Raw genomic sequence first — 12,368 nt, 5'->3', positions numbered from 1 at the left:
CGACGACGGCGGCCGGACCGCCGGGACCTGCCGCTAGAGCAGGTCCCGGCGCATGGCGACGCGTTTCCCCAGGGCATCCAGCCCGAGGCGGATTTCGTGCTGCCGCACCGCCGCCAGTTCGCCGTCGGGGTCAGAGACAACTTCGAAGCCGCAGCGCGCGTAGAACGGGGCATTGAACGGCACGTCCGCAAAGGTGCACAGCGTCATTGAGGTGTAGCCGTGCTCCCGCGCCCAGTCGAGAGCGGCCTCGACCAGTGCCCGGCCGAGCCCTGCACCGGCGGCCTCGGGGTGGACGGAGAGCTGCTCAAGGTGCGCCTGTCCGTCGGTTTCCTCCAGACGGGCAAAGCCGGCGGGCGGATCGCCCGCAACCAGGATGTGGCGGGAAGCTGCGAGCTCCGGAACAGCGGCGGGCGGCGGCAGCTCCCGGAGGCCGGTAGGCAACACTCCTTCCAGCAGCGTGTCGGAGGCCGCTTCCAGTGCCGGCAGCAAGGACAGATCTCCGGGACGGGCACTCCGGATGGACGGTCCGCCCATCAGTTGGCTCCGATCCGGCTGACGGAGGCCAGGAAGTCCCGGATCGCCTGCCGCCCGGCGTCCGTGTCCTGCGGGCGGTGGTTTCCGCCGACCTGCCGGTGCTCGGCCCCCGTCGAGACCAGGAAATCCGCCACCTCTTCGTACAGCGGCTCCCATCCGCCGGTCAGGACCAGTGTGGGTACTCCGGGAACAATATCCAGCGGAGCGTCGTCAAAGAGGGGCTGCAGCAGGTTGCGGTGGGCCGTTGTGGCCGGCAGGTCGCGGGTCAGGGAGAATACCGCAGGCTCGCACAGGACCAGGGACAAGACCCGGGCCGGATCGCGGAGTGCCGCCAGCATGGCCGGAACCGCGCCGGCCGAGTGCGCCACCAGGTGCCCGCCGTCGGCCAGCTCCTCCCGGATCAGGGCGATGTCCGCTTCCAGGTCCGGAGGCAACGGCTCGGCGACGGCGTCATAGCCGTGGCGCCGGAGGAACAGGCAGTCATAGTCCAGGGCAAGCCCGTGCTGCCGGGGCCACGCGGCCGCGCCGAAACTGCCGGCGCCGTGCACAAACACCACTCGGTCCCGAGCCAAACCCACTCCTAATGTCCAAGAATTCCGGAGAAGCCCTCCAGCGGCGGCATCATCCTGCGCAGCGACGGCGCGGCGAGCGGCTCCGCGGTGACAGGTTCACCGTTCACGAGCTCCACCATGGTGCCCAATTCCAGGGCTTCCAGCGCGGCTCCCCACTCCCCGCCATGCCCCTCGTCCATCGCGCCGCAATCCGCCAGGGGAATGAAGCCGGCCTCCCACTCGCCGCCGGCTCCGGTAAAGAACGTCACGGAGGTGGACAACATGCCGCCGTCGAACAGGAAGCCGATCGAGTCCGCCTGCCCCTGGGCTCCCTGCACGTAGTCCAGCACCAGCACGCGGCCGACGTCGAACTCGGGGTCTAGGGTGGCACGGGCAACGCGGCGGGCGGCGGAGCGTGGATCTTCCCCGCCCTTCGCCACTCCCCCCGGCAGCTCCCAGGCGTTGCCGCTGCGCAGCATCAGCACGCGGCCGTCGGTTGTGCGGATCAGGACCCGTACGGTGATGCTGCGCCGGAAGACCGACCCGTAAAAGCCGCTCAGCCCCTGTGCCGCCATGCTGGTCCCTTCCTCTGGTGACGAACTTCCGCGTTGGTGCCGAACTTCCGCGTTGATGCCGAACTTCCGCGCGGCTCCGCGAAGGCACGCATCCGTCATTAAACACACAACGCCGGACTCGGAGTCCGGCGTTGTGTCGGGTGCGGCGCGGACCCTACTTGCCGAGGAACTTATCGAAGCCCTTGGGCAGGTTCAGCGAGGACGGGTCGAAGTCCGCCTCCTGGCCTCCGAACGCGCTGCCGGTGGGCAGGGCCTGCCGGGCTCCGGCACGCCGGGCCTCCGCCTCTGCGCGTTCCTGTGCGGCCTTAGCCGGGTTGCCCGACTTTGCCTTCTTCTTGCCCTTGGCTGCCTGCTGCTTCTTGCGTGCGCCGCCGAACCCGCCGGGTCCTGCCATGCCGGGCATGCCCGGGATGCCGCCGCCGGCAGCCATCTTCTTCATCATCTTCTGCGCCTGCACGAAACGTTCGAGCAGGCCGTTGACCTCGGAGACGTGCACGCCGGAACCGCGGGCGATGCGGGCACGCCGGGAGCCGTTGATGATCTTGGGCGCAACCCGCTCGTGCGGGGTCATGGAGCGGACAATCGCTTCCACCCGGTCGATTTCGCGTTCGTCGAAGTTTTCCAGCTGCTCACGCATGCCGGCGGCGCCGGGCATCATCATGAGCATTTTCTTCATGGAGCCCATCTTGCGGATCTGCTGCATCTGGGCGAGGAAGTCGTCGAGGGTGAAGTCTTCCTGGTCGGCGAACTTCTTCGCCATCCGGTTGGCTTCGTCCTTGTCCCAGCTCTGCTCGGCCTGCTCGATCAGGGTCAGGACATCGCCGAGATCCAGGATGCGGCTGGCCATGCGGTCCGGGTGGAAGACCTCGAAGTCGGTCAGCCCCTCGCCGGTGGAGGCGAACATGATCGGCTTGCCGGTCACCGACGCCACGGACAGCGCGGCACCGCCGCGGGCATCGCCGTCGAGCTTGGTGAGGACCACGCCGGTGAAGTTGACGCCCTCGTTGAAGGCCTGCGCCGTGTTGACGGCGTCCTGGCCGATCATGGCGTCAATGACGAACAGGACTTCGTCCGGGTTGATCGCGGCGCGGATGTCCGCGGCCTGCTGCATCAGTTCGGCGTCCACGCCCAGGCGGCCGGCGGTGTCGACAATGACGACGTCGTAGAGCTTGGTGCGTGCTTCCTCGATGCCCTGGCGGGCGACGGCGACCGGATCACCGGTGGCTGCTTCGAACTCGGAGGAAACGCCGGGGTGCGGCGCGTAGACGGGGACGCCGGCGCGTTCGCCGTTGACCTGCAGCTGGCGGACGGCGTTGGGGCGCTGCAGGTCCGCTGCGACCAGCAGCGGGCTGTGGCCCTGGGACTTCAGGTGCTTGGAGAGCTTGCCGGCGAGGGTGGTCTTACCGGCACCCTGCAGGCCCGCGAGCATGATGACCGTGGGCGGGTTCTTCGCCAGGCGCAGCCGCCGGGTCTCGCCGCCGAGGATGCCCTTGAGCTCCTCGTTGACGATCTTGACGACCTGCTGGCCCGGGTTCAGCGCCTGGGAGACCTCAAGGCCGAGGGCGCGTTCCTTGACGGAAGCGGTGAAGGCGCGCACCACCGGAACGGCGACGTCGGCGTCCAGCAGGGCGCGGCGGATCTCGCGTACGGTGGCATCGACGTCGGCCTCGGTGAGCCGGCCCTTGCCGCGGAGATTCTTGAAGGTTGAAGTCAACCGGTCAGACAGTGAATTGAACACGTGCCGCGCACTTCTTTCGTCAGTTCTTCGCCATGTTTGGCAGGCCCAGCTGTTAAGGGTACCAAGCCGGTCCCGCTATTCGCCCCTCCGGCCCTGCCGGATCGCGTCGCCGGATCGCAGGACCGCCCGGCTGGAGCACCAGCCGGGCGGTAGGTTCCTTTCGCTGGAGGGAGAGTCAGAGCGCCGAGTCCCCCCGCTCCCCCGTCCGGACGCGCAGTGCTTCCTCCACGTTCACCACCCAGACCTTGCCGTCGCCGGCCCGTCCGGTGTTGGCCGTGGAGACCAGCACGTCCACAATGTCGTTGACCCAGTCATTGGCCACCAGGATCTCCACCCGGACCTTGGGCAGCAGGTCCACGGTGTATTCGGCGCCGCGGTAGACCTCGGTGTGTCCGCGCTGGCGGCCGTACCCGTTGGCGGAGCTTACGGTCAGTCCCTGGACCCCGTAGCTCTCCAGGCTTCCCCGGACGGCGTCAAGCTTTTCCGGCCGGACAATAGCGGTTACGAGTTTCATGAGTTGACCGTCTCCTTGGTTGTGGTGGCGCGTGCCGTGTCCTGGAAGGGGCTGAAGGAGCCGCCCGTGCCGAGTCCGCCGAATTCATAGGCGGTTTCGGCGTGTTCGCTCAGGTCCACGCCGTTGACCTCCGCCTCCTCCGAGATCCGGAAGCCCATGGTCTTGTGGATCGCCAGGCCGATGAGCAGCGTGAGGACGCCGGAGAAGACGATGGCTACTGCCGCGGCTGCTGCCTGGGCGCCGAGCTGGCCCAAACCGCCGCCGTAGAACAAGCCCCCGCCCGCGCCGTCGACCGGCAGGGCGATGAAGCCCAGGGCCAGGGTGCCCGCAAGGCCGGCGACGAGGTGCACGCCGACGACGTCGAGCGAGTCGTCATAGCCGAACCGGTATTTGAGTCCGACGGCGAGGGCGGACAGGACACCGGAGACCAGGCCGAGCCCCACCGCGGCGAGCGGGCTGACGTTGGCGCAGGCCGGGGTGATGGCAACGAGTCCTGCCACGACGCCGGAGGCGGCTCCGAGCGACGTCGCCCGGCCGTCACGGAGCCGTTCGGTCAGGAGCCAGCCGAGCATCGCTGCGGCCGGTGCGGCGAGGGTGTTGATCCAGATCAGTCCCGCTTCTTCGGCAGTGCCCGCGGCGCCGCCGTTGAAGCCGAACCAACCGAACCAGAGCAGCGTGGCGCCGAGCATTACGAAGGGGATGTTGTGCGGACGCTGGTTGGGGTCCTTCCCGAAGCCCTTCCGTTTGCCGAGGATCAGGGCCAGGACCAGTCCCGCCACGCCTGCGTTGATATGGACCACGGTGCCGCCGGCGAAGTCGATGGCTTCACCGACCACCGAGCCCACGGCCCCCTCGGCACCGAGGAGTCCGCCGCCCCAGACCATGAACGCCAGCGGGCAGTAGACCAGGGTCACCCAGACCGGCACAAACACCGCCCAGGCGCCGAACTTGGTTCGGTCGGCCACCGCGCCGCTGATCAGGGCAACGGTGATGATGGCGAACGTAGCCCCGTAGCCGGCGGTGATGAGGTCCTCGCTGCCGAGGATGTCTTTCAGTCCAAAGGAGGTGAAGGGGTTGCCGAACAGTCCGGCGATACCGTTCCCGCCGGTCATGGAGAAGCCCCAGAGGATCCAGACCACACCGACGAATCCGATCGAGACGAAGCTCATCATCATCATGTTCAACGCGGCCTTGGCGCGGGTCATGCCGCCGTAGAAAAATGCCACGCCCGGCGTCATAAGCAGCACAAGCGCCGCCGAAACCATTACCCAGACGTGACCTGCTGACAGATCCATCTTCACGTCCCTTCACATATGGCGGGCATCTCCCGCACAAGGAACTCTGCCGGGGCCACATTTCCGTCCGGGCCCTGAGGTGTTGCCGGGAAGTTACAAACCGGGCGCTGAGGTAAAAGGATCGTGACGGTGACGTTTCCGATACGTTTCGGGACACGCAAAAGCCCCGCCTCCCTTGCGGGAAACGGGGCTGTGCGTTCGGGTGGCCTGCTAGCTCAGCAGTGCGTCCACGAAGCTCTCGGCTTCGAACGGCGCCAGGTCGTCTGCACCTTCGCCCAGTCCCACGAGCTTCACCGGCACGCCCAGGGTCCGCTGGATGGCGACGACGATGCCGCCCTTGGCGGTGCCGTCCAGCTTGGTCAGGACGATGCCCGAGATGTTGACTACCTCGGCGAAGACCTTCGCCTGGGTCAGCCCGTTCTGGCCGGTGGTGGCATCCAGGACCAGCAGGACCTCGTCCACGGCGGCCTGCTTTTCGATGACGCGCTTGACCTTGCCGAGCTCGTCCATCAGGCCGACCTTGTTCTGCAGGCGCCCGGCGGTATCGATCAGGACCACATCTACTTCGCCTTCGATGCCGGCCTTGACCGCTTCAAAAGCTACGGAGGCGGGGTCTGCGCCGTCGATCTCGGAGCGTACCGTGGGGACGCCTACGCGCTGTCCCCAGGTGGCCAGCTGTTCGGCGGCGGCGGCACGGAACGTGTCTGCAGCACCCAGCAGCACGTCCTTGTCTTCGGCCACGAGGACGCGGGCCAGCTTGCCCACGGTGGTGGTCTTGCCGACGCCGTTGACGCCCACCACCATAACGATGGCGGGGGTCTCGGCGTGGCGTGTCACTGCCAGCGAGCGGTCCATGGTCGGATCCACCAGCTTGATCAGTTCCTCGCGCAGCATCGCGTGGACTTCCTGCGGATCCTGGCTGCCGGAGACCTTGACCCGCTGACGCAGCGCGTCCACGAGTTCCATGGTGGGTTCGGTGCCCAGGTCTGCGAGAAGGAGGGTTTCCTCGATCTCGTCCCAGACGTCTTCGTCGATCGTGTCGCGGGAGAGCAGCGCCAGCAGCGCCTTGCCCAGCGCGTTGTTGGATTTCGCCAGCCGGGCCCGCAGCCGGGCCAGGCGGCCCTGCACCGGTTCGGGCGTCTCGATGGCCGGCGCCTGCGGGGCAGGGGCTTCCTCGAGGTCGCGCAGGTCATCCGGGACGACGACGTCGGTCTCCCCCGGCGGTGCCTCCAGGGTGTCGGTGCCGCCGCCGGTTCCGGTGACCGGATCGTTGGCGTCCCGTCGGGTGGGGTACATGCTCTTGGGTGTACGCCGGGTCCGCACCAGCAGTGTCGCGGAGAAGCCGACAACGGCGATCGCAACAAGGACATAGATCACTATCGAAAGGGTCTCATTCACGCTCCCAAGCTTCTCACACGCCGCTCATCCGATCCCCTGGGATCTGAGAGAATCGCCTTATCATGGTGCGCTCTTCCAGAATCCGAATCCCGCAGGAAATCCAGGTCCTCATCGCGGCCGCCTTCGTCATAGCCCTTGGCTTTGGCCTGGTGGCGCCGGTGCTGCCGCAGTTCGCGCAGAGTTTCGACGTCGGCGTCACGGCTTCCGCCGTCATCGTCAGCGCGTTTGCGTTCACCCGGCTCGTGTTCGCCCCGGCCGGCGGCATGCTGCTGGAAAAGCTCGGCGAGCGCCCGGTCTACATTGCCGGCCTGCTGATCGTGGCCGTCTCCACTGCCGCGTGTGCCTTTGCGCAGAGCTACTGGCAGCTCCTGGTCTTCCGCGGCCTGGGCGGCATCGGCTCGACCATGTTCACCATCTCGGCCATGGCGCTGATCATCCGGCTCGCACCTGCGGAGATCCGCGGCAGGGTTTCCAGCGCCTATGCCTCCTCCTTCCTGCTGGGCAATATCGGCGGCCCGCTGCTCGGCGGCCTTCTGGCCGGATTCGGACTGCGTGTTCCGTTCCTCGTCTACGCAGCCGCGCTGGTGCTGGCCGCCGGCGTCGTCTTCCTTCGGCTGAAGGACGCCCGCCCGGTCGCCGGACCCGATGACACCAAGCCCGCCGCGCTGCCGGTACTCACCGTCACGGCCGCCCTTCGCGATCCGACCTACCGGGCGGCGCTGGTGTCCTCCTTCGCCAACGGTTGGTCCTCGTTCGGCGTGCGCAACGCCCTGGTGCCGCTGTTCGCTGCCGCGGCGCTGTCCGCCGGACCGGAGGTGGCGGGCATTTCCCTGACCGCCTTCGCGGTGGGCACCGCCGTCGTCCTGACCTTCTCCGGCCGGCTGGCCGACAGCTGGGGCCGCAAGCCCCTGGCCCTCATTGGACTGGCCGTCAACGCCGTGGCCACCGCGTTGATGGGGTTCAGCTCCAGCGTGCCGGAGTTCCTGATCATCTCCGTCATCGCAGGCATGGGCACCGGCCTGCTCAATCCCGCCCAGCAGGCCGCGGTGGGCGACATCATCGGCAGCGGGCGCAGCGGCGGCAAGGTCCTGGCCACCTTCCAGATGGCCAGCGATACCGGTGCCATTGCCGGTCCCATCCTCGCCGGCATGCTCGCCGATTCACTGGGCTACTCCTGGGCATTCGGCGTCACCGGTGCCATTGCTGCCATGGGCTTCATCGCCTGGCTGACGGCACGGGAAACCCTTCCTGCCCGGAAAGCGGCCCCGGCCCCCACTACCATCGAGGAATGAAGCCATTCCTGCTCCTGGCCACCCGCGCCGAAGATGACGCCGCCGACGAGGAGTACGCCTCTTTCCTTCGCTTCGGCGGGCTCGCCGAGGGGCAGCTGCACCGGGTCCGCCTCGAAGCCGGCCCGCTGCCGGCGGTGGACCTGGATTCCTACAGCGGCGTGATTGTGGGCGGCGGCCCGTTCAACTCGAGCGACCCCGAGGAGACCAAGTCCCCGGTCCAGCTGCGGGTGGAGTCGGAGATGGCCAAGCTGCTGGACGACGTCGTGGCCCGCGACTTTCCGTTCTTCGGCGCCTGCTACGGAGTGGGCACGCTGGGACGGCACCAGGGGGCAACGGTGGACCGCCGGTACGGCGAGCCCGTGGGCCCGGTCGAGGTCCGGTTGACGCCTGAAGGCCGCCGCGACCCGCTCCTGGAAGGCGTACCGGACACCTTCGCCGCGTATGTGGGGCACAAGGAAGCCGTGGCCGAGCTGCCGCCGCATGCGGTGAACCTTGCCGGTTCGGCGACCTGTCCGGTGCAGATGTTCCGGGTGAAGTCCAACCTTTACGCCACCCAGTTCCATCCGGAACTGGACGTGGCCGGGCTGCTGACGCGCATCTCCGTGTACCGGCACGCCGGCTACTTCGAGCCGGACGAGGCGGAGACCGTGATGGACGCGGCCCGCGGATCGTCCGTGCACGTGCCGCCGCGGGTGCTGCGCAACTTCGTAAGCCGTTACGCGTCCTAGCTCCGGCCGGCTTCGGACTCCGTCCCGCGCTCGATCCGCTGGCTGATGACGGTGGAAACCCCGTCGCCGCGCATGGTCACGCCGTAGAGCGCGTCCGCCACTTCCATGGTGCGCTTCTGGTGGGTGATGACAATCAGCTGGCTGGACTCCCGCAGTTCTTCGAAGATGGTGAGCAGCCGGCCGAGGTTCGTGTCATCCAGCGCCGCCTCCACCTCGTCCATCACGTAGAACGGCGAGGGCCGGGCCTTGAAGATGGCCACCAGAAGCGCCACCGCCGTCAGTGACCGTTCCCCGCCGGAGAGCAGGGAAAGCCGCTTGATCTTCTTGCCGGCCGGCCGGGCATGGACCTCGATTCCGGTGGTCAGCATGTTGTCCGGATCGGTCAGCACCAGCCGTCCTTCGCCGCCCGGGAACAGTGTGCCGAACACGTGCTTGAACTGCTCGGCAGTGTCCCGGTACGCGGCGGTGAACACCTCTTCGACGCGGCGGTCGACGTCGGCAATGATGTCCAGCAGATCCTTCCGGGTGGCTTTCAGGTCTTCCAGCTGCGTGGACAGGAACTGGTGGCGTTCCTCCAGGGCGGCAAATTCCTCCAGCGCCAGGGGGTTGACCTTTCCGAGCGCGGCAAGGTCCCGCTCGGCGCGCTTCAGCCGTTTCTCCTGCTCCGCCCGGACATACGGGATGCCGTCCAGGAGCGGATTGCCGTCCTCGTCCACCGGCGTGCGCAGTGCCGCCCACTTGTCGCCGCTGACCGGTTCGGCGGGCACCGGAACCGGCTGGTCCGGACCGAAGTTCGCCACCAGGTGCTCCGCGGTCATGCCCAGCTCCTCGAGGGCGCGGGCTTCGAGGGCCTCAATGCGCAGCCGCTGCTGTGCACGCGCCAGCTCATCGCGGTGGACGGAGTCCGTGAGCCGTGCCAGTTCCGCGGCGGCGTCGTTGTTGGCGCTGCGGACGGCGGACAGTTCGGCTTCCCGCGCGGTCCGGGTTTCCTCAGCACGGTTGCGTTCCTCGGCGGCCAGCGCCAGGGAAACCTGCAGGTGTGCCAGCACTGCCTCTGCCGCCGCCCCGACGGCAACCGCCCGGGCATGCTGTCCCGCACGGCGACGTGCCCGTTCCGCTGCGGCAGCCCGGGCCCGGCGTTCGGCCAGGGCAGCGCGTTCCAGGGACTCCGCACGGCCGGCAACGGCCTTGAGCTGTTCTTCGGCCGAGCGCAGGCCCAGCCGGGCATCCATTTCCGCCTGCCGTGCAGACGCGGCGGCGAGCGCCAATGCATCCCGCCGGTCCGCAGACGGTTCCTCTTCGGGGCGGTGTTCCTCCCCTGCCGCAGCGAGTCGTTCGGAGACGTCCGCCAGTTTCGCTTCTTCTGCCACGACGTTGGCTTCCGCGGCAGCCACCAGGGACGAGAGCCGCTCGGCCTCGCCTGAGGCGGCGCGCAGCGCGGAACCCAGGGTGCCGAGCCGTTCCGCCACCGCGGCCAACCGTGCATCGGACTCATGCAGGGCCGCGAGGGCGGCGTCCACCCGCTGCCGGCAGGCCTCGCCCCGGGCGGCCGCAGCCCCGATGCCGGCGCCGGCTTCCTCCGCCCGGGCGCGTGCCGCTGCCAGGCGGGCATCCGTTTCATCCACCGCGGCGGAGATTTCCAGCAGCCCCGGCGCAGAGACGGACCCGCCCCGAGCACTGAAGGCGCTCAGCACATCCCCGTCCGGGGTCACCGCGACGGCGCCGGGCGAGGAGGCGACCAGGCTCACGGCCGCGGCCAGGTCGGGGACTGCCACGGCATTGCCCAGCAGCGCGTTCAACGCTTCCTGCACCTTGGCGTCGGCGCTGACCAGGGACAGCACCGGCACCGCGCCGGCCGGGAGCTCCGCGGGCAGTTCCGCTGCCGGAGCAGGCACCCCGCCCAGCAGCAGTTCCACCTGTCCCTCCCCCGTCTCCTTCAGGTGCTGCAGTGCCCGGGCGGCGGCGTCGAGATCCGCGGCGGCCAGGGAATCGGCTGCGGTTCCCAGCGCTGCCGCCACCGTCCGTTCGGAGCCCGGCTTGACGCTGACCAATTCCGCCAGCGGCTCCAGCACTCCGTCCAGCCCGGCCTTGCGCAGGGAGGCGCTGCCGTCGCGCCGGTCCAGGCCGACGGCGAGGGCCTCGCGGCGGGCGGCGAGGTTCTCGGTTTCACGGACCGCTTCCCGCTCGGCCTGCTGCAGCTGCCGGAGCTCCTGCTCGGCCGTTTCGAGCGCTGCCTGCGCGTCTTCATACTCGGCATCCAGGTCCGCTTCGCCGGCCTCGGCTCCGGCAGCGGAGCCTTCCAGCTGCTCGAACTCTTCCCGGGCACGGGTACGGCGTTCCTCGGCAGCGGTTATCGAGGCCCGCAGCCGGCCCGCTTCGGACTGTGCCGAGGCCACCCTTGAGCGGGCGGCTTCCACCGAGCCGGTCAGCCGGGCCAGGCCCTCGCGTCGGTCCGCGGCGGCCCGGAGCAGCCCGGCGTACCGCTTCTCCTCCGCAGCTGCTTCCTCTTCGGCTGCCTCGCGGATCTCGACGGCGTCCTCCAGCCGTGCGCGCCGGTCCTCGATTTCCGTTTCCAGGGCTGCGGCCTCAGCGCGTACCCGGTCAGCGGAGGCCTGCAGCTGTTCCGGGTCCCGGCCGCTGCCGGCCGCAGGTTCCGCTGCCCCCAGCAGCCGGGCACGCTCGGCCGCGAGCGCGGCGAGGGAACGGAACCGTTCCTGCAGGGAGGACAGTTCGTACCAGGTGTCCCGTGCGGCGTTCAGCTGCGGTGCCGCTTCGGCGGCCATGGCTTCCAGGGCGGCCTGGCGCTCCCGGCCCTCTTCCACGGCAGTCTCCACTACGGTGCGGCGGGCCTTCAGGGCGCTTTCGTCCGCTGCTTCCTTGTCGTAGGCAGCTTTCAGGGTGGCGAGGTCATCGGCCAGCAGCCGTGACCGGGCGTCCCGGACATCCTGCTGCACCGTCTTGGCCCGGCGGGCGACGGCCGCCTGCTTGCCCAGCGGTCCGAGCTGGCGCCGCAGTTCGGCAGTGAGGTCGGTGACGCGGGCGAGGTTCGCGGCCATGGCGTCCAGCTTGCGCAGGGTTTTTTCCTTGCGCCGCCGGTGCTTGAGGATCCCGGCGGCTTCCTCGATAAAGCCCCGGCGTTCCTCCGCTGAAGCGTGCAGCACCTTGTCCAGCTGGCCCTGCCCGACTATGACATGCATCTCACGGCCCAGGCCGGAGTCCGAGAGCAGTTCCTGGATATCGAGGAGGCGGCAGGGACTCCCGTTGATGGCGTACTCGGATCCGCCGGTGCGGAAGAGCGTGCGCGAAATGGTGACCTCGGAGTATTCGATCGGCAGGGCGCCGTCGGCGTTGTCGATGGTCAGCGATACCTGGGCCCGGCCCAGCGGCGCACGGCCGGACGCGCCTGACGTGCCCGCGAAGATCACGTCTTCCATCTTTCCGCCGCGCAGGGTCTTGGCGCCCTGTTCGCCCATCACCCAGGCCAGGGCATCCACTACGTTGGATTTTCCGGAACCGTTGGGACCAACCACCGCCGTGACACCGGGTTCGAACTCAAAGGTGGTGGCCGATGCAAAGGACTTGAATCCTCGCATGGTCAGGGTCTTCAGATGCACGGGGGTTAATCTCTCCTGCCGGGGTTGATTCCTTAAATCTACGCGGTTAGCGTCAAAATTCCGCTCTACTCGGAGAGCGTAATCGGGCTTTTGCCTGCGGAATCGCGGGGCCGGTAAGTAGGCTTCTAC

The 12,368-nt window shown here is 68.5% G+C and carries 10 protein-coding genes; 2 read left to right on the top strand and 8 right to left on the bottom strand.

Annotated features, from left to right (window positions below):
- Window positions 1-33: 33 nt before the first annotated feature.
- From LOC56_RS07055 to ftsY, 7 genes are all read right to left on the bottom strand, one after another.
- On the bottom strand, window positions 34-534 hold the full coding sequence (locus tag LOC56_RS07055) for a GNAT family N-acetyltransferase (protein ID WP_229951596.1): 501 nt from the start codon (window positions 532-534) through the stop codon (window positions 34-36).
- Window positions 534-1,106, bottom strand: a complete 573-nt coding sequence (locus tag LOC56_RS07050) for an alpha/beta fold hydrolase (protein WP_229951595.1) — start codon at window positions 1,104-1,106, stop codon at window positions 534-536. The genes LOC56_RS07055 and LOC56_RS07050 overlap by 1 nt, the downstream gene beginning before the upstream one ends.
- Before the next feature lie 8 nt (window positions 1,107-1,114).
- Complete coding sequence (locus LOC56_RS07045; protein ID WP_229951594.1) at window positions 1,115-1,660, bottom strand: NUDIX domain-containing protein; 546 nt, start codon at window positions 1,658-1,660, stop codon at window positions 1,115-1,117.
- A 154-nt stretch (window positions 1,661-1,814) separates the two neighbouring features.
- Complete coding sequence (gene ffh, locus LOC56_RS07040; protein ID WP_229951593.1) at window positions 1,815-3,398, bottom strand: signal recognition particle protein; 1,584 nt, start codon at window positions 3,396-3,398, stop codon at window positions 1,815-1,817.
- Window positions 3,399-3,573: 175 nt separating this feature from the next.
- A complete protein-coding gene (locus LOC56_RS07035; protein ID WP_146364419.1) occupies window positions 3,574-3,912 on the bottom strand; it encodes a P-II family nitrogen regulator in 339 nt (112 codons plus the stop codon).
- Window positions 3,909-5,207 (bottom strand): ammonium transporter, encoded by a 1,299-nt coding sequence (locus tag LOC56_RS07030; RefSeq protein ID WP_229951592.1) that lies wholly within the window; start codon window positions 5,205-5,207, stop codon window positions 3,909-3,911. Before LOC56_RS07030 ends, LOC56_RS07035 begins: the two co-directional genes overlap by 4 nt.
- 210 nt (window positions 5,208-5,417) lie before the next feature.
- The gene (ftsY, locus tag LOC56_RS07025; protein WP_229951591.1) at window positions 5,418-6,605 is read right to left on the bottom strand and encodes a signal recognition particle-docking protein FtsY; all 1,188 of its coding nucleotides are present in this window, start codon (window positions 6,603-6,605) and stop codon (window positions 5,418-5,420) included.
- A gap of 62 nt (window positions 6,606-6,667) precedes the next feature.
- Here ftsY and LOC56_RS07020 point away from each other — a divergent pair, with 62 nt between their 5' ends.
- Together LOC56_RS07020 and LOC56_RS07015 are read left to right on the top strand one after the other, a co-directional pair.
- Window positions 6,668-7,897 (top strand): MFS transporter, encoded by a 1,230-nt coding sequence (locus tag LOC56_RS07020; RefSeq protein WP_229951590.1) that lies wholly within the window; start codon window positions 6,668-6,670, stop codon window positions 7,895-7,897.
- Window positions 7,894-8,625, top strand: coding sequence for a glutamine amidotransferase (locus LOC56_RS07015; RefSeq protein WP_229951589.1), 732 nt, complete (start codon window positions 7,894-7,896; stop codon window positions 8,623-8,625). Before LOC56_RS07020 ends, LOC56_RS07015 begins: the two co-directional genes overlap by 4 nt.
- Here the strand turns inward: LOC56_RS07015 and smc are convergent.
- The gene (smc, locus tag LOC56_RS07010; protein ID WP_229951588.1) at window positions 8,622-12,239 is read right to left on the bottom strand and encodes a chromosome segregation protein SMC; all 3,618 of its coding nucleotides are present in this window, start codon (window positions 12,237-12,239) and stop codon (window positions 8,622-8,624) included. The two genes, LOC56_RS07015 and smc, sit on opposite strands and share 4 nt — an antisense overlap.
- Between the last annotated feature and the right edge of the window lie 129 nt (window positions 12,240-12,368).

The sequence above is a fragment of the Arthrobacter sp. zg-Y179 genome (assembly GCF_020907345.1).
Taxonomy (GTDB): domain Bacteria; phylum Actinomycetota; class Actinomycetes; order Actinomycetales; family Micrococcaceae; genus Arthrobacter_B; species Arthrobacter_B jinronghuae.
The sequence above is the reverse complement of the archived record's forward strand: the minus strand, read 5'-3'. Positions and strand labels throughout refer to the sequence as shown.